The following is a 22,540-nucleotide window of genomic DNA, read 5'->3' as shown; positions in this document are numbered from 1 at the left end:
CACAGGGGGATCGAACAACATGAGCGCCAACGTTGACCTCAACAACCGCCCCGACTACGACCCGGTCCTGCAGGACATTGCCGATTACGTCCTGAACTACACAATCGAGTCTCGGGAAGCCCTCGACACTGCCCGCAACTGCCTGATGGATACCCTCGGCTGTGGCCTGTTGGCGCTGCGTTTTCCTGAATGCACCAAGCATTTGGGCCCGATTGTCGAAGGCACGGTCGTCCCGTTCGGTGCCCGTGTGCCGGGCACCAGTTATCGGCTCGATCCTGTGAAGGCAGCATGGGACATCGGATGCATCGTGCGCTGGCTCGACTACAACGACACCTGGCTCGCCGCTGAATGGGGTCATCCGTCGGATAACCTCGGCGGCATCCTTGCGGTGGCGGATCACCTGTCGCAAAAGCGCGTGGCCAATGGCGAGGCGCCGTTGACGGTTCGTGTGGTTCTCGAAGCAATGGTCATGGCTCACGAAATCCAAGGCATCATCGCCCTGGAAAACTCTTTCAATCGGGTCGGTCTCGATCACGTGATCCTGGTGAAAGTAGCCTCGACTGCCGTGACTGCGAAACTGATGGGCGCCAATCGCGAGCAGTTGCTCTCGGCGTTGTCCCACGCGTTCTCGGACGGCCAGGCATTGCGCACCTATCGTCATGCGCCGAACGCCGGCTCGCGCAAATCATGGGCGGCAGGGGATGCGTCCAGTCGTGGCGTGCGTCTGGCGGATGTCGCGATGCGCGGCGAGATGGGCATTCCCGGGGTGTTGAGTGCCAAGCAGTGGGGCTTCTACGACGTGCTGTTCAGCCATACCAATAAGGATCTGGCGCTCAAACCTGAGGACAAACGGGCTTTCAGTTTCTCCCGAACATACGGCAGCTATGTGATGGAAAACGTGCTGTTCAAAATCAGCTTTCCTGCCGAATTCCATGCGCAAACGGCCTGTGAAGCAGCAGTCACCTTGCATCCGCAGGTTCGAAACCGTCTGCACGAAATCGACAGGATCGTCATCACCACCCACGAATCGGCGATTCGCATCATTTCCAAGGTCGGCCCGTTGGCCAATGCCGCCGACCGCGATCACTGCATCCAGTACATGACCGCTGTGCCGCTGGCCTTCGGCAATCTGGTAGCCGAGCACTACGAGGATGATTTCCATAAGGCGCACCCGATCATCGATGTGCTGCGCGAGAAAATGGTCATCGTCGAAAACCCGGTTTTCACCCGTGAATACCTGGAGGCCGACAAGCGCTCCATTGCCAACGGGATTCAGGTGTTTTTCAAGGATGGGTCCAGCACCGAGAATGTGGTGGTGGAATACCCGATTGGCCATCGTCGGCGTCGTGCCGATGGCATTCCATTGCTGGAGGACAAGTTCAAGGCGAACTTGCTGACACGATTCACCAGTCAGCGGAGTGAGGAGATTTTTGCGTTGTGCAAGGATCAGCAGAGGCTTGAAGCGACACCGGTTAACCGGTTTGTGGATTTGTTTGTTATCTAGGAGACCGCGTTATCGTTCAATCGCCAGGAGGCTAACTCCCACAGGGATTTGCGGTTTACACAAATCAACTGTGGGAGCCAGCCTGATGGCGATGAGGCCAGAACAGGCAATGGTTAATTACTTGAACCGCCGCTCGACACCTTTCTCCACCAGAATCTTCGCGGAGATTTCTTCCACGGAGAAATGCGTGGAGTTGATGTTCGGAATGTTCTCGCGGCGGAACAGGTTTTCCACCTCGCGCACTTCGAACTCGCACTGGGCGTAGCTCGAATAGCGGCTGTTGGGCTTGCGTTCGTTGCGGATCGCGGTGAGGCGGTCCGGGTCGATGGTCAGGCCGAACAGCTTGTGCTGGTGGGCACGCAGGGCGCTAGGCAGTTGCAGGCGTTCCATGTCGTCTTCGGTCAGCGGGTAGTTGGCCGCGCGAATCCCGAATTGCATGGCCATGTACAGGCAGGTCGGGGTTTTGCCGCAACGCGACACGCCGACCAGGATCAGGTCGGCCTTGTCGTAGTAATGCGTACGGGCGCCGTCGTCGTTGTCGAGAGCGAAGTTCACCGCCTCGATACGCTCCATGTAATTGGTGTTCGCACCAATGGAGTGGGACTTGCCGACGGTGTAGGAAGAATGCTCGGTCAGTTCCTGTTCGAGAGGTGCCAGGAAGGTCGAGAAAATGTCGATCATGAAACCATTGGAAGTCGCAAGGATCTCACGGATGTCCTGATTGACGATGGTGTCGAAGATAATTGGACGGAAGCCGTCGGTTTCGGCGGCTTTGTTGATTTGTTGTACCATGGCCCGCGCTTTGTCCACGTTGTCGATGTACGGCCGCGTGACTTTGCTGAAGGTAATGTTTTCGAACTGCGCCAGGAGGCTTTGACCCAGGGTTTCGGCAGTAATGCCGGTGCCATCGGAGATAAAGAAAGCAGATCGTTTCATTTGCACCTTGGGCCTTAAGCTAATGAGCATTCTTGGATATGATAGGCGCGATTTGCCGGCCGCCAATGGCCCGCATTCTCACTTATTTTCCAGGTCCAGGCCATACAGCTGGCAAACGCTTCTGATAGCGGCCGGCTTCTGAGCATTTCCAACACAGTTAGTGGAGAGATCACCTTGGTAGAGTACGTAGTTTCCCTCGACAAGCTCGGCAAACACGATGTTGAGCACGTGGGGGGCAAGAACGCATCCCTGGGCGAGATGATCAGCAACCTTGCAGGTGCCGGTGTATCCGTGCCTGGTGGCTTCGCCACGACCGCTCAGGCTTATCGTGATTTCCTGGAGTTGAGCGGCCTGAATCAGCAGATTCACGACGCGCTCGATGCCCTGGACGTCGATGACGTGAATGCCCTGGCCAAGACTGGTGCCCAGATCCGCCAGTGGATCATGGAAGCCGAGTTCCCTGAAAAACTGAATGCCGAAATCCGTACCGCGTTCGCCACGCTGTCCGCCGGCAACCCTGACGTGGCCGTGGCCGTGCGTTCTTCCGCTACCGCCGAAGACTTGCCGGATGCTTCCTTCGCCGGTCAGCAGGAAACCTTCCTGAACATCCGCGGTGTCGAAAACGTCATTCGCGCCGCCAAAGAGGTGTTCGCTTCCCTTTTCAACGACCGCGCGATTTCCTACCGCGTGCACCAGGGCTTCGACCACAAGCTGGTTGCCCTGTCGGCCGGCGTACAGCGCATGGTCCGCTCCGAAACCGGCACCGCCGGCGTGATGTTCACCCTCGACACCGAGTCGGGCTTCCGTGACGTGGTGTTCATCACCGGCGCCTACGGCCTGGGTGAAACCGTCGTACAAGGCGCGGTGAACCCGGATGAATTCTACGTCCACAAAGGCACGCTGGCCGCCGGTCGCCCTGCGATCCTGCGCCGCAACCTGGGCAGCAAAGCCATCAAGATGATCTACGGCGACGAGGCCAAGGCCGGTCGTTCGGTCAAGACCGTCGATGTCGACAAGGCTGATCGCGCGCGTTTCTGCCTGACCGACGCTGAAGTCAGCGAACTGGCCAAGCAGGCGATGATCATCGAAAAGCACTACCAGTGCCCGATGGACATTGAATGGGCCAAGGACGGTGACGACGGCAAGCTGTACATCGTGCAGGCCCGTCCGGAAACCGTTAAGAGTCGCACCCAGGCCAACGTCATGGAACGTTACCTGCTGAAAGAAACCGGCACTGTGCTGGTTGAAGGCCGCGCCATCGGTCAGCGCATCGGCGCCGGCAAGGTCCGCATCATCAAGGACGTGTCCGAAATGGACAAGGTCCAGCCGGGCGACGTACTTGTTTCCGACATGACCGACCCGGACTGGGAACCGGTTATGAAACGCGCCAGCGCCATCGTCACCAACCGTGGCGGCCGTACTTGCCACGCGGCGATCATCGCCCGTGAACTGGGCATCCCGGCCGTAGTGGGCTGCGGCAACGCCACCCAGCTGTTGAAAGACGGCCAGGGCGTGACCGTTTCCTGTGCTGAAGGCGACACCGGTTTCATCTTCGAAGGCGAACTGGGCTTCGACATCAAGAAGAACTCCGTGGACGCCATGCCGGATCTGCCGTTCAAGATCATGATGAACGTCGGCAACCCGGACCGCGCTTTCGACTTCGCTCAGCTGCCGAACGCCGGTGTGGGCCTGGCCCGTCTGGAGTTCATCATCAACCGCATGATCGGCGTGCACCCGAAAGCCCTGTTGAACTACGACGGTCTGCCGCAGGACATCAAGGAAAGCGTCGACAAGCGCATCGCCGGTTACGACGATCCGGTTGGCTTCTACGTCGAGAAACTGGTTGAAGGCATCAGCACCCTGGCTGCAGCGTTCTGGCCGAAAAAGGTCATCGTGCGTCTGTCGGACTTCAAGTCCAACGAATACGCCAACCTGATCGGCGGCAAGCTGTACGAGCCGGAAGAAGAGAACCCGATGCTGGGCTTCCGCGGTGCTTCGCGTTACATCAGCGAATCGTTCCGTGACTGCTTCGAACTCGAATGCCGCGCCCTCAAGCGCGTGCGCAACGAGATGGGTCTGACCAACGTTGAAATCATGGTGCCGTTCGTCCGTACTCTCGGCGAAGCGAGCCAAGTGGTCGATCTGCTGGCGGAAAACGGCCTGGCCCGTGGCGAAAACGGCCTGCGCGTCATCATGATGTGCGAACTGCCGTCCAATGCGATCCTCGCTGAAGAATTCCTCGAATTCTTCGACGGTTTCTCCATCGGCTCCAACGACCTGACTCAGCTGACCCTGGGCCTGGACCGTGACTCCGGAATCATCGCTCACTTGTTCGACGAGCGTAATCCGGCGGTCAAGAAGCTGCTGGCCAACGCCATTGCCGCGTGCAACAAGGCAGGCAAGTACATCGGCATTTGCGGTCAGGGCCCTTCGGACCACCCGGACCTGGCCAAGTGGCTGATGGAGCAGGGCATCGAAAGCGTTTCGTTGAACCCCGATTCCGTTCTGGAAACCTGGTTCTTCCTGGCTGAGGGTCAAGCGCAGGCTTGATCCAGTGTGAACGGGCCGCTCCCGCAGGGGGCGGCCTTTTTGAGATTCAAGCAGGGCGGGCTCCATCAGGATGCCGCCCTTTTTTGTGCAAGAGATTATGCAAAGCAGCAGCAACCTATTTCCTGTCGCCCTGATCAGCGCCGAGCGGCGCGGCGATCTGAGCGAAGATGTCTATCGTTTGAAACCCGGTAACAGCCCAGACTTCACCGTCGAACTGGCTGTGACACGCCTCGGCATGGCCGATGAACCGGCGGTGCGCGGCGTGCCGGTGATCCTGTTGCACGGGAGTTTTTCCAATCGGCGTTTCTGGTTTTCGCCAAAAGGGCTGGGGCTTGGTGCCCATTTGACGCGCCTGGGATTCGATGTGTGGATTCCGGAAATGCGCGGTCACGGCTTGTCACAGCGTAACCAGAACTACCGCAAGAACCGTGTCGCCGACTATGCGCAGTACGATCTGCCGGCCATTGGTGCCTTCGTGCGCGAGCAAAGTGGCCAGGTCCCGCACTGGATCGGCCACTCGCTGGGCGGCATAACCCTGGCGGCAGCGCTGGGCGGTGAATACATCGGCGAGCCCGTGGTCGCGTCCGCCGCATTCTTTGGTACGCAAGTCAGCCGTACTTACTGGCCATTGAAGATTCCGCCGATTGAGTGGAGCGGGCGCTTCATTCTCAAGCGTTTTGCCCAGTTGTCCGGGTCACGACTCAAGCGCGGCCCGGAGGACGAGCCGATTGGCCTGGCCCTGGAAAGCATGCGCTGGTATGGCCTGTTCGGGCGCTTTGGCGATGCCGACAAGGACTGGTGGGCAGGCTTGGCTAACGTTCAAGTGCCGGTACTGGCTGTCAGTGCAGTGGGCGACCATCAAGACCCGGCCTGGGCTTGTCGCAAGTTGTTCGAGCAGTTGGGGTCCGAGCACAAGCAGTTTATTAACCTGGGACGTGAGCAGGGTTTTGCCGATAATTTCGGTCACGTCGAAATGTTGGTCAGCAAAGTCGCCCAGGCCGAGGTTTGGCCTTTGGTGGCGCGCTGGCTGGTGGATCAGCAAACGCCGTTGCTCGGTGATAAAGCGGATTTGGCTGCGGCGATCTAAGCTGGACGCTCTATCAAGGGCATTTCGCTCTGATCGGCTTGCGGCTAAGATATGACGCATTGAGCTGTTCTGGTCATTTTCGATGACTGAAACAGTAGTGATGTTCGTGCTTTCTTCCTCTTTACAGGAGTTTCTCGATGAACCATTACCTCACGCCTGACCTGTGCGATGCCTACCCGGAGCTGGTGCAGGTGCTGGAACCGATGTTCAGCAATTTCGGCGGCCGTGATTCTTTCGGCGGCGAAATCGTGACCATCAAGTGCTTCGAAGACAACTCGCTGGTCAAGGAACAAGCCGAACTCAAGGGCAACGGCAAGGTGCTGGTGGTCGATGGCGGTGGTTCCCTGCGTCGTGCGCTGCTGGGCGACATGATCGCCGAGAAAGCCGCGAAGAACGGTTGGGAAGGGCTGGTGATCTACGGTTGCATCCGTGACGTCGACGTCATCGCACAAACCGATCTCGGCGTTCAGGCCCTCGCCAGCCATCCAATGAAAACCGAGAAGCGCGGCATCGGTGACTTGAACGTAGCCGTGACCTTCGCCGGCGTGACCTTTCATCCAGGCCATTACATCTATGCGGATAACAACGGCGTGATCGTCTCGCCGAGCCCCCTGAAAATGCCTGAGTAAGACCCGACCAAAGGAATGCGGATGTTCGAGGAAGAAAACGCGCAGTGGGGGCTGGTGCATGCCCTGGTGCTGAACGGTAAAGGTGGTGCGCGTTCGATTGCCCGAACAGAACTCGATGACTTGCAGTTGCAGGCCCATGAAAGCCTGTGGCTGCACTGGGATCGCAGTCACCCGCAAACCCAGACCTGGCTGCGCAAATCCAGCGGCCTGAGTGAGTTCAGCTGCGACCTGTTACTTGAAGAAAACACCCGTCCACGATTACTACAGCTTCCCGACAGCGAACTGCTGCTATTTTTGCGTGGAGTCAACCTGAATCCGGGTGCCGAGCCAGAGGACATGGTGTCGGTGCGGATCTTCGGTTCCGCCCAACGGGTGATTTCCCTGCGTTTGCGTCCGTTGCGCGCCACCGAAGAGTTGCTGGTGCAACTGGCGGAAGGCAAGGGGCCGAAAACCGCTTCGGAACTCATCCTTTATATGGCGCAGTACTTGACCAACAAGGTGCAGGATCTGGTCAGTTGCCTCTCGGAAGTGGTCGACGAGGAAGAAGAAAAACTGGACTCCGACGAACGGTATACGCCCGAGCACGGATCCATTTTGCAAATTCGTCGCCGGGCTGCTGCGTTGAAGCGGTTTCTCGCTCCGCAGCGGGATATTTTCGGTCAGCTGACGCGGATCAAATTGCCCTGGTTCGTCGACGACGATGGTGATTACTGGAACGAATTGAACAACAGCCTGACCCGCTATCTTGAGGAGCTGGAATTGACCCGCGAGCGGGTGGGGCTGGTCCTGGAGGCTGAAGACCGACGATTGAGCGTGCGCATGAACCGCACGATGTATCGCTTCGGGATCATCACCGGGATTTTTTTGCCGATGAGTTTTCTGACCGGTCTGTTGGGGATAAACGTCGGCGGAATACCCTTTTCCGCGAGCCCTTATGGTTTCCTCGTAGCCTGCCTGCTGATGGTCTCGGTGGCCATCGGGCAGTGGTGGTTGTTCCGCCGTTTGCGCTGGGTTTGAAAGTAAAGCATGTGACCCGGGCAAAATTGACCGCGTCTTTCACAGACATCACGAGAGGTGCGTATGCACGATCCGTTTGAACAGTCTTTGCGTGACATGCTCAAGTCATCACCGTCCACCCGGGACGACGATGCGTGCCTTGATCGTGTGCTGAAAACCGCCAACCGCCAGGTCGGCGCCGGTGATTTGTTCAGCTTGCTGGGCCGTTGGCTGCCCGCCCTGATGATCGCCCTGAATAATGGATCGGCCCATGTCGCGCCGGTATCCCGTCTTCGTAAACCTACTGTTCGCACTGCTGATAAGGCTGATTGAATATGGAACTTGATCTCTGGACACAGAGCCTCGTCACTGCAATGACTGCGTTATGGACCAAGGTTGCGAACTTCATTCCGAACCTGTTTGGCGCATTGGTTGTGCTGCTTCTGGGTTTCGTCGTAGCCAAGTTGCTGGACACTCTACTCTCCAAGTTACTCGCCAAATTGGGACTTGATCGCCTGATGGGTGGTACCGGTCTGACCAAGTTGTTATCGCGTGCTGGCCTTCAAGTACCGATCTCGACGCTGATCGGAAAAATCGTTTATTGGTTCGTTCTGCTTATTTTTCTGGTTTCTGCCGCAGAATCCCTTGGACTTGAGAGAGTTTCAGCTACGCTTGACATGCTTGCGTTGTATTTGCCGAAGGTATTCGGTGCCGCGCTGGTGTTGCTGGTGGGTGTTTTGCTGGCGCAACTGGCCAACGGACTGGTGCGCGGTGCGGCAGAAGGCGTAGGGCTGGACTACGCTTCAGGGTTGGGACGAATTGCCCAGGGCCTGGTGATCATCATCAGTATCTCGGTTGCGATCAGCCAGCTGGAAGTCAAAACTGATCTGCTCAACCATGTCATTGTCATTGTATTGATCACCGTTGGTCTGGCAGTAGCGCTGGCCATGGGGCTGGGAAGCCGGGAAATTGCCGGTCAGATTCTTGCGGGAATCTATGTGCGTGAGTTGTATCAGGTTGGGCAACAAGTACGTGTTGGCGAGGTCGAAGGTCAGATCGAAGAGATCGGCACGGTTAAAACCACATTGCTGACCGATGAGGGTGAGCTAGTCTCTCTCTCCAATCGGATCCTTCTCGAGCAGCATGTGAGTAGCCGCTAACCCGGCAAACCCTGCTAATGTATGCCGCCGCAAAAATGCCGCTGATGCTGGCTGCGGCGGACATTGACCTGACTGTCGGCCCGACTTGTTTTGAATAAAGCCCAATCGCTATCCATGCGCTACGACCCCCGCGAGCTCTCTGATGAGGAGTTGGTCGCGCGCTCGCATACCGAGCTGTTTCACGTAACGCGCGCCTATGAAGAACTGATGCGGCGTTACCAGCGAACATTATTTAACGTCTGTGCACGATATCTTGGGAACGATCGCGACGCAGACGATGTCTGTCAGGAGGTCATGTTGAAGGTGCTGTATGGCCTGAAGAACTTCGAGGGCAAATCGAAGTTCAAGACATGGCTATATAGCATCACGTACAACGAGTGCATCACACAGTATCGAAAGGAACGGCGAAAGCGTCGCTTGATGGATGCTTTAAGTCTGGACCCCCTCGAAGAAGCGTCTGAAGAAAAGGCGCCGAAGCCCGAGGAGAAAGGTGGACTTGATCGCTGGTTGGTGTATGTGAACCCGATTGACCGTGAAATTTTGGTGCTACGATTTGTCGCAGAACTGGAATTTCAGGAAATCGCAGACATAATGCACATGGGTTTGAGTGCAACAAAAATGCGGTACAAACGCGCTCTAGATAAATTGCGTGAGAAATTTGCAGGCATTGCTGAAACTTAGTTCGGCGCAAATATCTCTTACGTGTAGGCAAGTTCTGATAGACTTGCCGCCGAGTTGTCCCCCGGTTTGCGGGACTGCTTCACAATCACCAGATGGGGATTTAACGGATGAAACTGAAAAACACCTTGGGCTTGGCCATTGGTTCTCTTATTGCCGCCACTTCGTTCGGCGCTCTGGCACAGGGCCAAGGCGCAGTTGAAATCGAAGGCTACGCAAAGAAGCAATATTTCGATAGCGACCGTAACTTCAAGAACGACGGCATCCTGCCGGGTGGTTCGATCGGTTACTTCCTGACTGACGATGTTGAACTGCGCCTGTCGTACGACGAAGTACACAACGCAGTGACCGATGATGGCCAGAACGTTAAAGGCGCTAACACCGCTCTGGACGCTCTGTACCACTTCAACAACCCAGGTGACCTGGTTCGTCCTTACGTCTCTGCCGGTTTCTCCGACCAGAGCATCGACCAGAACGGCTCGAACGGTCGTAACCGTTCCACCTTCGCCAATGTTGGCGGCGGTGCCAAGCTGTACTTCACCGAGAACTTCTACGCCCGTGCTGGCGTTGAAGCTCAATACAACATCGACCAGGGCAACACCGAGTGGGCTCCTAGCGTTGGTATCGGTGTGAACTTCGGTGGCGGCAGCAAGCCTGCTCCTGCTCCAGTACCAGCTCCAGAAGTCTGCTCCGACAGCGACAACGATGGCGTTTGCGACAACGTTGACAAGTGCCCGGACACCCCAGCCAACGTAACTGTTGACGCTGACGGCTGCCCAGCAGTTGCTGAAGTTGTTCGTGTTGAGCTGGACGTGAAGTTCGACTTCGACAAGTCGGTAGTCAAGCCTAACAGCTACGGCGACATCAAAAACCTGGCTGACTTCATGAAGCAGTACCCATCCACCACCACTACTGTTGAAGGTCACACTGACTCCGTCGGTCCTGACGCTTACAACCAGAAACTGTCTGAGCGTCGTGCAAACGCCGTTAAGCAAGTTCTGACCAACCAGTACGGTGTTGAATCGTCCCGCGTTCAGTCTGTTGGCTACGGCGAATCCCGCCCAGTTGCTGACAACAAAACTGACGCTGGCCGCGCTGTAAACCGTCGCGTAGAAGCGCAGGTTGAAGCTCAAGCTAAGTAATTAGCTCGCAGCTCTGAGAAAAGCCCGGCTTAGGCCGGGCTTTTCTTTGTCTGCGATTTGGTGTTCCAGCGTGAATGGCGTTGCCACGAAGTTTCGGCAGATCCTACAGGAGCCGCGCGTGCATTTCTGTAGGAGCTGCCGCAGGCTGCGATCTTTTGATCTTGTCGCTCATCGCCACCGCGCCGATGACCAAGATGGCAGGGCTCTTGAGCCCGAACGCGTGGGCATCCTCCTCCATCCCCGTCAGGTCACTCCGACATTCCCGCTGATGGGGCAGGGAAGCGTTTTCAATCATCGCCACAGGCGTATCCGCCGTCATTCCACCGGCCAGAAGCTGTTCGCGAATTTCGCTGAGCTTGGCCACTCCCATGTAGATCACTAGCGTCGTGCCGCCTTGAGCCAATGCTGGCCAATTCAGGCTGCTGCCGTCCTGAGTGTGAGCAGTGACGAGCGTCACGCCGCGCGCCACACCGCGCAAGGTCAGCGGGATATCGCACTGGGTTGCGCCAGCAAGCCCGGCGGTGATGCCATTGACCAATTCAACCTCAACCCCGCGCTCGCGCAACCACTGCGCTTCTTCACCGCCGCGCCCGAAAATACACGGATCGCCACCCTTGAGCCGCACCACACATTTGCCGTGGCGCGCATACCGCAGCATCAGCCGATGAATGAACGCTTGCGGTGTAGAACGGCAGCCGCCACGTTTGCCGACCGGGATGATCCGAGCGTTGCAGCAATGCTCAAGTACCGCGTCATTTACCAGATCATCGATCAGCACCACATCCGCTTCTCTCAGCGCTCGCACTGCCTTGAGCGTCAGCAATTCCGGATCACCGGGGCCTGCACCCACCAGCCAGACTTTTGCGTTCATAGTGTTTTCCTCACGAGACGACGGCAACCGGCCGCGCAGTGGCGACCAGCAAACGCTTGATTTCCGGGACACACGAGCCGCATTGCGTACCGCAGCCCAATTCTTTTTTCAGCCCCTGCAAGTCCAGTCCGCGAGCGATACCGGCACTCACCGCGCCTTGGCTGACGTTCTTGCAGTTACACAGGATTTTGTTGCCGACCGCTGCTGCTCCGGCATTGCCCGGCGGTGCGCTCAGCGGCGCCAGCAGCCAGCGTCGCAGTTGTTCGTCGGCGCGACCTTCGAGCCACAGGCTTTGCAGCCAATGCTGGGCGAGGGTTTCGCCAGCCAGTCGAAGGGCGGTGATTCGACCGTTCTCGATACGAACCCGTTTGCCGATGGAGCGCTTGGGGTCGTCATAGGCCAGCACCGGACCTTCGTTCAGCCCCAGACATTGATCGATCTCTTGCAGCCATTTCGGTTCGGGAGCTGTGGCGCTGGCAGCGCGTATAAGCAGCGCAGGGCGCTCCCGGCCTGCCAGGCTTAGGCTGATGTAGCAAAACGCCTCACACAGCGGTCGTAGCGTCTCAAAATGCCGTTGAACATCGCCTTCGATGAGCGCAAACAGCTTCCACGGCAAGTCCACGGGTTCCAGGCGTACGCCGCTGTGTTTGAGTTCCGGTTGCTTCGACAGTGGATCGAAGGCAGGAAGCGTGAGGCTATTCACCCCGCCTTTTAGAAAGCGGTCACCCCAATGCATCGGTAAAAACGCCTGACCGGGGCGAACGTTATCGTCGCTGCTGACCGGAACGATCAGTGCACCACGCCGACTTTCCAGGCTGACCAGATCGCCCGGTTGCAGGTGATGCTGGCGCAGTTCATCCGGGTGCAGGCTCAATACGGCTTCGCTGACATGGCCGAATAGCTGCGCGGCGGTGCCGGTACGACTCATGCCGTGCCATTGATCGCGCAAACGGCCGGTGATCAGGGTGAGGGGGAAATGCGCATCCCGCTGTTCCTTGGCGGCGCGAAACGGATCGGCGACGAACTGCGCGCGACCGCTGGCGGTCGGGAAAATACCGTCTTCATACAATCGCGCGGTGCCTGCGCGGGCATCCGTCGGGAAGGGCCACTGTTGCGGGCCGAGGCGGTCGATCAGGTCATGGCTGATGCCGGACAAGTCCAGGTCTCGGCCGCGCGTCAGTTGCTTGTATTCATCGAAGATCTGCGCCGGGGTTTCAAAAGCAAACAGACTGGTTTGCCCTGGCCGTAGATGATTTTCCAATCGTTGTGCGAAATCGACGGTGATCTCCCAGTCCGGTCGCGCATCACCCGGTGCGACGATGGCCTTGCGGACGTGGGAAATGCGCCGTTCGGAGTTGGTTACCATGCCGTCCTTTTCGCCCCAACTGGCAGCCGGCAGCAGCAGGTCGGCAAAGGCAGCGGTTTCGGTGGTGCGAAAGGCTTCTTGCAACACCACGAACGGGCAGGCCTCCAGTGCGGCACGTACGGAGGTTTGATCCGGCATCGACTGCGCCGGGTTGGTGCAAGCGATCCACAGCGCCTTGATTGTGCCGTTGCGCACCTGCTCGAACAGCTCAATCGCAGTGAGCCCGGTGTTCGCCGGCAGTTGTTCGACACCCCAATAAGACGCTACTTCAGCGCGGTGTTCGGCGTTGGCGGCCTCGCGATGGCCGGGTAAAAGGTTCGACAAGCTGCCGGTTTCCCGACCTCCCATGGCATTTGGCTGACCGGTCAGCGAGAAAGGTCCTGCGCCGGGGCGGCCGATTTGCCCGGTGGCCAGGTGCAAATTGATCAGTGCGCTGTTTTTGGCACTGCCGGCCGTGGACTGATTCAGTCCCATGCACCACAACGACAGGAAACTCGGTGACGTGCCAACCCATTTTGCACATTGCTGAAGCTGTTCGACACTGATGCCACACAGCTGCGCAACCATTTGCGGCGTGTAATCGTGCACCAGGTGTTTGAGCTCGGTAAGGCCTTCGGTGTGTGCCTCGATGAACTTGCGGTCGACCCAGTCTTCCCACAGCAGCAGGTGCAAAATCCCATGGAATAACGCGACGTCGGTGCCCGGAATGATCGACAGGTGCAGGTCAGCCAAATCGCAGGTGTCGGAACGACGCGGGTCGATCACGATGATTTTCATCTGCGGGCGACGGGATTTGGCTTCTTCCAAGCGACGAAAAAGGACCGGGTGCGCGTAGGCCATGTTGCTGCCGACGATCATCACGCAGTCGCTCAATTCCAGGTCTTCATAGCTGCAGGGTGGCGCGTCGGCGCCGAGGCTGCGCTTGTAGCCCACCACCGCCGACGACATGCACAGCCGTGAATTGCTGTCGATGTTGTTGGTGCCGACCAGCGCGCGCGCCAGTTTGTTGAAAACGTAGTAATCCTCGGTGAGCAGTTGCCCGGAGATGTAGAAGGCGACGCTGTCCGGGCCGTGGTCGGCGATGGTTTGCGCGAAAACGCGGGTGGCGTGATCGAGGGCCGTGTCCCAATCGGTGCGACCCCGCGCGAGGCCTTTGCCCAGCCGTAATTCGGGGTACAACGCCCGGGCCGTCAGGTCGCCGGTCAGGTGCAGGGTCGAGCCCTTGCTGCACAGTTTGCCGAAGTTGGCCGGGTGGGCCGGATCGCCGCTGACGCCGTGAATTCGCTCGCCGTCATGCTCGATCAGCACGCCGCAGCCGACCCCGCAGTAGCAACAGGTGGAAGCGGTGATCTGGCGGTTCATCAGGCGACTTCCCGCGCAAGTCCGGCATCACCCAAGGCCTGTTCCAGGGCAAAGGATTGGCCGAACATCAGGTGGTCGCGAATCTCGTCAATGCTTTGGTGCTCACGAATCTGGTTGAAATACCAACCACCATCCGCCGTATCGCCGTAGAGGCAGGCGCCGACCAGCACGTCGTCCTTGATCACCAGTTTTTTGTAGATCCTGCCGATGGGGTCGGAAAGGGTGATGGTTTCGGTGCCTTCGCCGCCCATGAAGTCGCCGGCAGAAAACAGGTCGATGCCGGTGACTTTCAATTTGGTCGAAGTCACTGAACCCTTGTAGGTGGCGAAGCCGAGTTGGGCGAGGTGGTTGGCGCAGACTTTGGCCTGTTCGAACAACGGTGCCACCAGGCCGTAGGCAATGCCACGATGACTGGCGCATTCGCCGATGGCGTAGACCCGCGGGTCGAAGGTTTGCATCGTGTCGTTGACCAGAATCCCGCGGCTGCACGGGATGCCGGATTTTTCCGCAAGTTCGATGTTGGGGCGGATGCCCGCCGCCATCACCACCAGGTCGGCGGGGAGGATGTCGCCGTTCTTGAACTCGATCGAACCCACCCGGCCATTGCCGGCATCGTGCAAGGCCTGGGTTTGTTCGCAGAGGCGAAAGTGCAGGCCGCGACTCTCCAGGGCGGTTTGCAGCAGTTGGCCGCTGGTTTTATCCAGTTGCCGCTCCAAGAGCCATTCGCCGTTGTGCACCACGGTGACGTGCATGCCCCGCAGCATCAGGCCATTGGCGGCTTCCAGGCCGAGCAGGCCACCTCCGATCACTACGGCATGCTTGTGGGTTTTGGCGCTGTCGATCATGGCTTGGGTGTCGGCGATATCACGGTAGCCGACCACGCCCCGCAGTTTATTGCCGGGAATCGGCAGGATGAACGGGCTCGAACCGGTGGCAATCAGCAAGCGATCATATTCGGCCACGGTGCCGTCTTCGGCGATGACCCGGCGTTTGACTCGGTCGATCTCGACGACTTTGCGGTTAAGCAGCAGCTTGACGTTGTTTTCCAGGTACCAGTTCAGATCGTTGAGCACGATCTCATCGAAGGTCTGTTCGCCGGCCAACACCGGCGACAGCAGGATACGGTTGTAGTTGGCATGGGGTTCGGCGCCGAAGACCGTGATGTCGTACAGCTCGTTGCTCAGTTTCAGCAGTTCTTCCAGGGTACGTACCCCGGCCATGCCGTTGCCGATCATCACCAGTTTTAGTTTTTTCATCAGGTTCTCCGGGGAACTCAGACCCGCCTCATCAGGCTTGCGGGTCTTGCTCAACGATTTTGCGCAAACAAAAAAAGGCGTCCCGCTAGTTGCCTAGCGAGGACGCCTTTGTCCGGTCCCGTTCTCTCGGGAAGTGCAGCCGTCGTCTTTGAGGGCTGCACTTTATGTGTGGTGGAAAAGGTAATGCAGTGGTTGTGCCAAGTCGCTCAGAGGACGGGTTTCGTGGGTTTTTGGTGGTTACTCAGGAGCAGATTTTATGTTCCCGCACCGATTCGAGGCGGGACGCCCGGTGTTGGCGCACAGCAGAACTGTGGCGAGGCCGATAAAAAATCAGTGAAGCAGCAAAAACAACAGCAGCAGATTCACCGCCAACGACACCAGCGCCAATGTCCGCCAGACCTTCAGTGGTTCGCGCTCCAGCAACGGTCTGGGCCGCACGCTCAAGCTGCGTCGTTCTCCCTGCTCCATCGACAACAACCATTCTTCCGCCGTTTCAAAGCGCTGTCCCGGGTCCGCCGCCACCGCGCGTTCCAGACTTTGCGCAAGCCATTCAGGCAAGTCGGGACGATAGCGACTGGCGCTGACAGGAACGCCGAACCGTGGACGCTGGAAAGCTTCGATTTCTCCGTAGGGAAAATGACCGGTTAGAAGGAAATACAAGGTCACACCGACCGCATATAGATCCTGTTGCGGCGTCGGCACTTCGCCGCGAAAAGCTTCCGGGGCGATGTAGGAGGGTGTTCCAGGCAACGTAGAAACCTGATCTTCAGACAGCCCCGGGCAATAGGCGAGACCGAAATCCAGCAGGCGCAGTTCGCCGTCATCGCCCAACAGCAAGTTTTCCGGCTTGATGTCGCGATGCAGAATCTGCCGTCGATGCAGCATGCCGACCGCTCGCAGCAGGCGTTCGGCCAGGTCATGCCACTGAGCCATCGACAGCGGTCCGACTTGTTCGTGGAGCTGCGCCAGGGTCGTCCCGGAATATTCGCGCATCACGTAGTACAAATGCTGACGCTGGCTGACAGCGTGTACTTCAGGGAAGTGTCGCCCGGCCACACGCTTGAGGAACCATTCTTCCGAGAGCAGCGCTTGTCCGGCCTGATGATCGTCGCGCAGTTGGCCGGGCAGGGTTTTCAATAGCCAGGATTGCTGTTGACTGTCGCGCACCCGATAAAGCAGCGATTGCTGGCTCTGCCCAAGGACCCCTTCGACCTGCCAGCCTTCGAAATCCTGACCCGGTTTCAATGCCGGCGGCAGCGGCCATTGCTGCAAATGAATCAACGCATCGCCAATGCTGGTTTCACCGAGGGCATCGACCCGCACCAGCAAGGCGCTGGCGTTGTCCTGGCTGCCGGCCAGATGCGCGGCGTTCACCAGCGTCTGCGCGGCACTGTGCAGATCCGGTTGGTCACGCAGGATCGCGGCAATCGCCGTGTCACCGAGTACGGCCCAGATTCCGTCGCTGAGCAGCACGAAGCTTTCATCGATGCGCAATTCGCCGTCGAGGAAATCCAGCACCAGGTGCTGATCGAGGCCCAGAGCCCGTTTGAGCACATGCTGCATGCCCGGTTGGTCCCAGACGTGATCCTCGCTGATACGCTGCAACTGCCCGGCGTGCCAGCGATAGACTCGGCAATCACCGACGTGGGCCAGGGTAAATCGCCGGCCCCGCATGACCAATGCGCTGACCGTGGTCAGCAAGGGTTGCCCGCCGCCGTTGGATTGCAACCAGCGGTTCTGTGCCAGCAACAAACGATCCAGCGCCTGGGCGACACCCCAGGTTTCCGGGGTGGCGTAGTAGTCCAACGCCAGGGCCTGCAAAGTCGAGCGCGCAGCCAGCCCGCCATCGGCGCACTGGCTGACGCCGTCGGCGATGGCGAACAGGTAACCCTTGCTCGCCGCCAGCGCCGGGGCGGGAGTGACCAGGCGCAGGGCGTCCTGGTTCTCTTCGCGAGGGCCGGTGGCGCTGGCTTCGGCGAAACTCAGTTGCAGGCTCATTCAGCCCTCACACCCGGGCAGCGGTCACAGCGGCCGAGCCCCAGGTGGTTCTCCAGCGACGTTTGACGCCATGCAGGCCGAACCAGGCGAGGACGCCGAGGGTGGCGAACAACCACAACGCCATCTGGTAGCTGCCGGTGCTTTGCTTGATTGCACCCATGCCCGCCGCCAGGGCGAAACCGCCGATGCCGCCAGCCATGCCGATCAGGCCGGTCATCACGCCGATCTCGCGACGAAAACGTTGAGGGACCAGTTGGAACACCGCGCCATTACCCGCACCCAGACCAAGCATGGTGCATACGAACAGCGCCAGTGCCGCGTAGGAACTCGGCAGGTTGAAGCCGACGGCAGCGATGCAGATTGCGGCCACGGTGTACATCGCCAGCAAGGTACGAATGCCACCGAAGCGGTCGGCCAGCGCGCCACCCAAGGGGCGCATCAGGCTGCCGCCGAACACACAGGCGGCGGTGTAGTAGCCGGCAGTCACCGGGCTCAGGCCATATTGATCGTTGAAATAGCCGGGCAGGGCGCTGGCCAGGCCGATGAAGCCGCCGAAGGTGACGCTGTAGAAAAACATGAACCACCAGCTGTCACGGTCGCCGAGGGCCTTGAAGTAGTCGGCCATCGATTTGGCTTTCGGCCGCTCGGGAGCGTTTTTGGCCAGCCAGGCGAAGACGATCAGGGTCAGGATCAGCGGGATCAGGGCGAAACCGAACACGTTGCTCCAGCCGAAGGCGGCGGCCAGTACCGGTGCAATCAGCGCCGCGAGCACGGTGCCTGAGTTGCCGGCCCCGGCGATGCCCATGGCTTTTCCTTGATGCTGCGGCGGATACCACTGCGACGCCAGGGGCAGGGCTACGGCAAAAGAGGCACCAGCCATTCCGAGGAACAGTCCCAGTAGCAGCGCTTGCTCGTAGCTGTGAATACCCAGTTTCCAGGCGCCGAACAAGGCGCAGATAACGATAACCTGACCGATCAGGCCGGCGGTTTTCGGCGACAGACGATCAGCCAGCATGCCCATCGCAAAGCGCAGTATCGCCCCGGCCAGAATCGGTGTGGCCACGACCATGCCGCGCTGCTGGGTGGTCAGATGCAAGTCGCCGGCGATTTGCACGGCCAGAGGGCCGAGCAAGTACCACACCATGAAGCTCAGGTCGAAGTAGAGAAAGGCTGCGAACAGGGTCGGGGTATGGCCGGATTTCCAGAAGCTTGAATTCATCGCGCACCTCAGCTGATAGGAGTCTCGAACGGGAGTCAGGCTGGTGGGGCGCCGTAGGGCTGCACCACCGGCCCCGGGCAATGGGGCCAAAACTAAAAAACGCCGCCACCGGATTCGCCATGGGGCAAATAAGGTGAGCGACGTCTTTGTCGTAGGTGGGGCAACCGCCGTTGGTTACCTGTGATGATTGCTTAGCGAGATCTGTGCCAACCATCAACAGTTATGGTTAGAAGGATTTCCTGTGGCGAGTCAGCCCAGCAATTCACTCATGGCAATAATCTGCTCCGCGACCTGGATCAGCTTCTGCTGGCGGCTCATCGCCTGGCGGCGCATCAGGGTGTAGGCCTCTTCCTCGTTGCAGTCCTTCATTTTCATCAGCAGCCCTTTGGCCAGCTCGATGCGCTTGCGCTCGGCCAGTTGTTGGTCGCGGGCATGCAATTGCGCACGCAGAGCCTGGTCGCTTTCGAAGCGCGCCATGGCCACGTCGAGTATCGGCTGCAAGCGTTGTGCGTGAATGCCTTCGACGATGTAGGCACTGACCCCGGACTTGATTGCCTGGCGCATCACATCGGGGTCGTGTTCGTCGGTAAACATGACGATCGGTCGAGGCTGATCGCGGCTCACCAGCACCACTTGCTCCATCACATCGCGGCCCGGTGACTCGGTATCGATCAGAATCACGTCCGGGCGCACTGTTTCGACGCGCTCGGGCAAGTCGATGGTCAACCCGGATTCGTCGATTACTTCGAAGCCGGCTTCGGTGAGGGCCGCTTTCAGGCGTCCGACTTTTTTCGCGGTGTCGTTGATCAGCAGGATTCGCAACATATTCGCAAGCTCCTGTCAGCGGCTGGCAAGAAGGGCTGAGCTGTCGCTCAGGGCGTGCAGTTTGAAACTGCGGGCATAACCGGCCGGGTCCGAACCGTCCCAAACCTTGCCGTCGATTAACTGACTGCTGCGCATCTCCCTGGCCGTTGCAACGACGCCGACCGCGCTGGCCGCTTCACGATACAAGTCTAGTTGTTGGACTTTACGGGCCACGGCGAGGTAATCCGGGTCGTCGCGCAACAAACCCCAGCGCCGGAACTGGGTCATGAACCACATGCCATCGGACAGGTACGGCAGGTTGACCTCGCCTTCGCCATGAAAGCGCAGGGCGTGCGGGTCTTGCCAGCGGTGACCGAGACCGTCGGCGTAGTCGCCCAGCAGACGCGGCTCGATGCATTCGAGCGGAGCGTCGAGGTACTGCGGCGCACTGAGCAATTGCGCGGTGCTGCGGCGATTCTCGCTACTTTCTTCGATGAAACGGCTGGCCTCCAGAATCGCCATCACCAAGGCGCGGGCGGTGTTGGGGTATTGCTCGACGAATTCGCGAGTGCAGCCCAAGACTTTTTCCGGATGATCGGGCCAGATGGTTTGGGTAGTCGCCATCGTGAATCCAAGATCCTGCTGCACCGCGCTGGCCGACCACGGTTCGCCAACACAGAACCCGTCAATGCGCCCTGCTTGCAAATGCGCGATCATTTGCGGCGGCGGTACAACAACGCTGTCGACGTCCAGCAACGGATGGATGCCCTGACTGGCGAGCCAGTAATACAGCCACATGGCGTGGGTGCCGGTAGGAAAAGTCTGGGCGAAAGTCAGTTTTGGGCGACTTTGGTGCACGTGCCGGTGAAGTGCTTCAGGACCGGTCACGCCGAGACCCTGCAAGCCATGGGAGAGGTTGATGCTCTGACCGTTCTGGTTCAGTCCCATGAGCACGGCCATGTCGGTCGGCGCCACGCCGCCGATGCCCAGGTGCACGGCGTAGATCAAACCGTACAGGCTATGGGCGGCATCGAGTTCACCGCTGTCCAGTTTGTCGCGCAGATTGGCCCAGGACGATTGGCGCTTGAGGTTGAGCGTCAGGCCGTAGGGCTGAGCGAAGCCCTGAGTGGCGGCGACGACTACCGAGGCGCAGTCGCTCAGGGCCATGAAACCGAGGTTGATTTCGCTCTTTTCCGGGGCATCGCTGCCGTTGACCCAGGCCAGTGGGCCGGCTGATGGTTCGTTCATTGCTTTTGCACCTTCGAAAAAAAAGCGTCGTTCCAGGTCTATGCGCAAGAAAGACCGGATGACGACGCCATTGTCCTGACACTCATCCCGCCGTTGACATGAGTGCTGATGCTCATAAGAGTGCAAGGCATATGCCATCGCCCGCAGACTTTGCCGCGCACCTCGCCTGTGGACCCGTGCCCGGCTATAATCGCCGCCACATTTCGTAGCCCAGAGTCAAATCCGCCCATGTACACCCTGGCCCGTCAGCTGTTGTTCAAACTTTCCCCGGAAACCTCCCACGATCTGTCCCTGGATTTGATTGGCGCGGGTGGCCGTTTGGGCCTCAACGGTTTGCTGTGCAAGGCGCCGGCGAAGAAGCCGGTGACGGTCATGGGCCTGGATTTCCCCAACCCGGTGGGGTTGGCGGCTGGTCTGGACAAGAACGGCGCGGCCATCGACGGTTTCGCGCAACTGGGTTTCGGGTTTGTCGAAATCGGTACCATCACTCCGCGTCCGCAGCCGGGCAATCCGAAACCACGCTTGTTCCGTCTGCCGGAAGCCGAGGCGATCATCAATCGCATGGGCTTCAACAATCTCGGCGTCGATCATCTGCTGGCTCGCGTGGCAGCCGCCAAGTACAAGGGCGTGCTGGGCATCAACATCGGCAAGAACTTCGATACTCCGGTCGAGCGCGCGGTTGATGACTACCTGATTTGCCTGGACAAGGTTTACGCCCACGCCAGCTATGTGACGGTCAACGTAAGCTCGCCGAACACGCCGGGCCTGCGCAGCCTGCAATTTGGTGACTCGCTCAAGCAACTGCTGGCCGACCTGGCCGCGCGTCGCGCTGAGCTGGCGTTGCGTCACGGTAAACACGTGCCGCTGGCGATCAAGATCGCCCCGGACATGACCGACGAAGAAACCGCGCAAGTCGCGCAGGCATTGATCGAAACCGGTATGGACGCGGTCATCGCCACCAACACCACCCTGAGCCGCGTCGGCGTCGAAGGCATGGAACACGGTGACGAGGCGGGCGGTCTGTCGGGCGCACCGGTTCGCGACAAGAGCACCCACACCGTGAAGGTGCTGGCGGCAGAGTTGGGTGGTCGCTTGCCGATCATCGCTGCCGGTGGCATCACCGAAGGCAAACACGCGGCGGAGAAGATCACTGCCGGTGCGAGCCTGGTGCAGATCTACTCGGGCTTCATCTATAAAGGCCCGGCGCTCATCCGCGAATCCGTCGACGCTATCGCAGCCCTGCGCTGATTCTGTAGTAGCTCGGCTGGCCGGCGATGGCGATCTCAAGGACGCCATCGCCGGCCAGCCGGGCTCCTACAGGGGGGCGTGTCAAACCAAAAAGCAGGCATAAAAAAGGGCCCCTTTAAAGGAGCCCCTGGGCCGTAGCCCGCCGTCCGGATGGGACGTGCGTGGTTAATTCGTTACTAATCAGATTGTCGTGTCGGAGTGTTGTGCCCTGTGTTTAGCCGACGGCGTGAAGTTCGTTGAGTCTGTGGATTCCCGCAGTGCCGGTCATACCGTCCCAGTTGTCGCCGCGTCCTTCTCGCCAGCCGTTAATCCAGGCTTGGCGTACCGACGGTAGAGTAAATGGGCAAAGCTCACGGGATTTACCACCAACGCCATATTGATATCCGCGCAAAAATGCTCTTTCCAACGGATCACGCTTAAGTCTTCTCATAGGGTGTAGCCCTCACTTGTTGACTGTTTTTATCGCGTCGACCTCAATTGAGGTCT

18 protein-coding genes and 1 pseudogene are annotated in these 22,540 nt (G+C 59.0%); 10 read left to right on the top strand and 9 right to left on the bottom strand.

Annotation, left to right across the window (positions count from 1 at the left end; genetic code table 11):
• Positions 1–19 precede the first annotated feature (19 nt).
• Positions 20–1,504 carry a 2-methylcitrate dehydratase gene (gene prpD / locus ABVN21_RS14820; protein ID WP_339552897.1) on the top strand — a complete coding sequence of 495 codons (1,485 nt, stop codon included), beginning with the start codon at positions 20–22 and terminating at the stop codon, positions 1,502–1,504.
• A gap of 117 nt (positions 1,505–1,621) precedes the next feature.
• On the opposite strand, the gene ABVN21_RS14815 is transcribed toward prpD, so the two are convergent.
• Complete coding sequence (locus ABVN21_RS14815; protein WP_008048584.1) at positions 1,622–2,440, bottom strand: pyruvate, water dikinase regulatory protein; 819 nt, start codon at positions 2,438–2,440, stop codon at positions 1,622–1,624.
• A gap of 174 nt (positions 2,441–2,614) precedes the next feature.
• Here ABVN21_RS14815 and ppsA point away from each other — a divergent pair, with 174 nt between their 5' ends.
• The 8 genes from ppsA to ABVN21_RS14775 all read left to right on the top strand — a co-directional run bounded on the left by ppsA (position 2,615) and on the right by ABVN21_RS14775 (position 10,682).
• Positions 2,615–4,990 carry a phosphoenolpyruvate synthase gene (gene ppsA / locus ABVN21_RS14810; protein ID WP_339552898.1) on the top strand — a complete coding sequence of 792 codons (2,376 nt, stop codon included), beginning with the start codon at positions 2,615–2,617 and terminating at the stop codon, positions 4,988–4,990.
• A gap of 97 nt (positions 4,991–5,087) precedes the next feature.
• Positions 5,088–6,077, top strand: coding sequence for an alpha/beta fold hydrolase (locus ABVN21_RS14805; protein WP_339552899.1), 990 nt, complete (start codon positions 5,088–5,090; stop codon positions 6,075–6,077).
• A 137-nt stretch (positions 6,078–6,214) separates the two neighbouring features.
• The gene (gene rraA / locus ABVN21_RS14800; protein WP_160038931.1) at positions 6,215–6,706 is read left to right on the top strand and encodes a ribonuclease E activity regulator RraA; all 492 of its coding nucleotides are present in this window, start codon (positions 6,215–6,217) and stop codon (positions 6,704–6,706) included.
• A 21-nt stretch (positions 6,707–6,727) separates the two neighbouring features.
• Positions 6,728–7,723: a zinc transporter ZntB gene (locus ABVN21_RS14795; RefSeq protein ID WP_034147986.1), complete on the top strand. Its 996-nt coding sequence runs from the start codon at positions 6,728–6,730 to the stop codon at positions 7,721–7,723.
• A gap of 63 nt (positions 7,724–7,786) precedes the next feature.
• Complete coding sequence (locus ABVN21_RS14790) at positions 7,787–8,035, top strand: hypothetical protein (protein WP_034147985.1); 249 nt, start codon at positions 7,787–7,789, stop codon at positions 8,033–8,035.
• A 2-nt stretch (positions 8,036–8,037) separates the two neighbouring features.
• Positions 8,038–8,862, top strand: coding sequence for a mechanosensitive ion channel domain-containing protein (locus ABVN21_RS14785; RefSeq protein ID WP_008048604.1), 825 nt, complete (start codon positions 8,038–8,040; stop codon positions 8,860–8,862).
• 90 nt (positions 8,863–8,952) lie between these two features.
• Positions 8,953–9,543, top strand: a complete 591-nt coding sequence (gene sigX / locus ABVN21_RS14780) for an RNA polymerase sigma factor SigX (RefSeq protein WP_075949123.1) — start codon at positions 8,953–8,955, stop codon at positions 9,541–9,543.
• Between the two features lie 107 nt (positions 9,544–9,650).
• On the top strand, positions 9,651–10,682 hold the full coding sequence (locus tag ABVN21_RS14775; protein WP_339552901.1) for an OmpA family protein: 1,032 nt from the start codon (positions 9,651–9,653) through the stop codon (positions 10,680–10,682).
• Positions 10,683–10,785: 103 nt separating this feature from the next.
• Here ABVN21_RS14775 and cobA read toward each other — a convergent pair whose 3' ends face one another.
• The 7 genes and pseudogenes from cobA to ABVN21_RS14740 all read right to left on the bottom strand — a co-directional run bounded on the left by cobA (position 10,786) and on the right by ABVN21_RS14740 (position 20,806).
• Complete coding sequence (cobA, locus tag ABVN21_RS14770) at positions 10,786–11,553, bottom strand: uroporphyrinogen-III C-methyltransferase (protein WP_339552902.1); 768 nt, start codon at positions 11,551–11,553, stop codon at positions 10,786–10,788.
• A 10-nt stretch (positions 11,554–11,563) separates the two neighbouring features.
• Positions 11,564–14,281 (bottom strand): molybdopterin-dependent oxidoreductase, encoded by a 2,718-nt coding sequence (locus ABVN21_RS14765; RefSeq protein WP_339552903.1) that lies wholly within the window; start codon positions 14,279–14,281, stop codon positions 11,564–11,566.
• Between the two features lie 59 nt (positions 14,282–14,340).
• Positions 14,341–15,537 (bottom strand): annotated as a pseudogene (locus ABVN21_RS14760) (FAD-dependent oxidoreductase); the annotation flags it as partial.
• A 330-nt stretch (positions 15,538–15,867) separates the two neighbouring features.
• Complete coding sequence (locus tag ABVN21_RS14755; protein WP_339552905.1) at positions 15,868–17,535, bottom strand: bifunctional protein-serine/threonine kinase/phosphatase; 1,668 nt, start codon at positions 17,533–17,535, stop codon at positions 15,868–15,870.
• A gap of 7 nt (positions 17,536–17,542) precedes the next feature.
• A complete protein-coding gene (locus ABVN21_RS14750; protein ID WP_339552906.1) occupies positions 17,543–18,754 on the bottom strand; it encodes a nitrate/nitrite transporter in 1,212 nt (403 codons plus the stop codon).
• 249 nt (positions 18,755–19,003) lie between these two features.
• Positions 19,004–19,579: an ANTAR domain-containing protein gene (locus ABVN21_RS14745; protein ID WP_090323954.1), complete on the bottom strand. Its 576-nt coding sequence runs from the start codon at positions 19,577–19,579 to the stop codon at positions 19,004–19,006.
• 15 nt (positions 19,580–19,594) lie between these two features.
• Entirely contained in the window at positions 19,595–20,806 is a 1,212-nt protein-coding gene (locus ABVN21_RS14740; RefSeq protein WP_339552907.1) for a CmpA/NrtA family ABC transporter substrate-binding protein, read from the bottom strand.
• A 228-nt stretch (positions 20,807–21,034) separates the two neighbouring features.
• Here ABVN21_RS14740 and ABVN21_RS14735 point away from each other — a divergent pair, with 228 nt between their 5' ends.
• Positions 21,035–22,054 carry a quinone-dependent dihydroorotate dehydrogenase gene (locus ABVN21_RS14735; protein WP_339552908.1) on the top strand — a complete coding sequence of 340 codons (1,020 nt, stop codon included), beginning with the start codon at positions 21,035–21,037 and terminating at the stop codon, positions 22,052–22,054.
• Between the two features lie 214 nt (positions 22,055–22,268).
• Here the strand turns inward: ABVN21_RS14735 and ABVN21_RS14730 are convergent, their stop codons facing one another.
• Positions 22,269–22,484 (bottom strand): ribosome modulation factor, encoded by a 216-nt coding sequence (locus ABVN21_RS14730; protein ID WP_003223300.1) that lies wholly within the window; start codon positions 22,482–22,484, stop codon positions 22,269–22,271.
• Positions 22,485–22,540: the final 56 nt, after the last annotated feature.

Source organism: Pseudomonas sp. MYb327 (genome assembly GCF_040438925.1).
In the GTDB taxonomy this organism is placed as follows: domain Bacteria; phylum Pseudomonadota; class Gammaproteobacteria; order Pseudomonadales; family Pseudomonadaceae; genus Aquipseudomonas.
This window is presented reverse-complemented; position numbering and strand designations above follow the sequence as displayed.

What these genes read in the sequence shown, in the direction of transcription:
- ABVN21_RS14740 (WP_339552907.1), bottom strand. Translation starts at nt 20,806, where the DNA reads ATGAACGAACCATCAGCCGGCCCACTGGCCTGGGTCAACGGCAGCGAT.
- rraA (WP_160038931.1), top strand. Translation starts at nt 6,215, where the DNA reads ATGAACCATTACCTCACGCCTGACCTGTGCGATGCCTACCCGGAGCTG.
- ABVN21_RS14775 (WP_339552901.1), top strand. Translation starts at nt 9,651, where the DNA reads ATGAAACTGAAAAACACCTTGGGCTTGGCCATTGGTTCTCTTATTGCC.
- ABVN21_RS14815 (WP_008048584.1), bottom strand. Translation starts at nt 2,440, where the DNA reads ATGAAACGATCTGCTTTCTTTATCTCCGATGGCACCGGCATTACTGCC.
- ABVN21_RS14765 (WP_339552903.1), bottom strand. Translation starts at nt 14,281, where the DNA reads ATGAACCGCCAGATCACCGCTTCCACCTGTTGCTACTGCGGGGTCGGC.
- ABVN21_RS14755 (WP_339552905.1), bottom strand. Translation starts at nt 17,535, where the DNA reads ATGAGCCTGCAACTGAGTTTCGCCGAAGCCAGCGCCACCGGCCCTCGC.
- cobA (WP_339552902.1), bottom strand. Translation starts at nt 11,553, where the DNA reads ATGAACGCAAAAGTCTGGCTGGTGGGTGCAGGCCCCGGTGATCCGGAA.
- ABVN21_RS14805 (WP_339552899.1), top strand. Translation starts at nt 5,088, where the DNA reads ATGCAAAGCAGCAGCAACCTATTTCCTGTCGCCCTGATCAGCGCCGAG.
- ABVN21_RS14745 (WP_090323954.1), bottom strand. Translation starts at nt 19,579, where the DNA reads ATGTTGCGAATCCTGCTGATCAACGACACCGCGAAAAAAGTCGGACGC.
- prpD (WP_339552897.1), top strand. Translation starts at nt 20, where the DNA reads ATGAGCGCCAACGTTGACCTCAACAACCGCCCCGACTACGACCCGGTC.
- ABVN21_RS14750 (WP_339552906.1), bottom strand. Translation starts at nt 18,754, where the DNA reads ATGAATTCAAGCTTCTGGAAATCCGGCCATACCCCGACCCTGTTCGCA.
- ABVN21_RS14795 (WP_034147986.1), top strand. Translation starts at nt 6,728, where the DNA reads ATGTTCGAGGAAGAAAACGCGCAGTGGGGGCTGGTGCATGCCCTGGTG.
- ABVN21_RS14735 (WP_339552908.1), top strand. Translation starts at nt 21,035, where the DNA reads ATGTACACCCTGGCCCGTCAGCTGTTGTTCAAACTTTCCCCGGAAACC.
- ABVN21_RS14785 (WP_008048604.1), top strand. Translation starts at nt 8,038, where the DNA reads ATGGAACTTGATCTCTGGACACAGAGCCTCGTCACTGCAATGACTGCG.
- ABVN21_RS14790 (WP_034147985.1), top strand. Translation starts at nt 7,787, where the DNA reads ATGCACGATCCGTTTGAACAGTCTTTGCGTGACATGCTCAAGTCATCA.
- ABVN21_RS14730 (WP_003223300.1), bottom strand. Translation starts at nt 22,484, where the DNA reads ATGAGAAGACTTAAGCGTGATCCGTTGGAAAGAGCATTTTTGCGCGGA.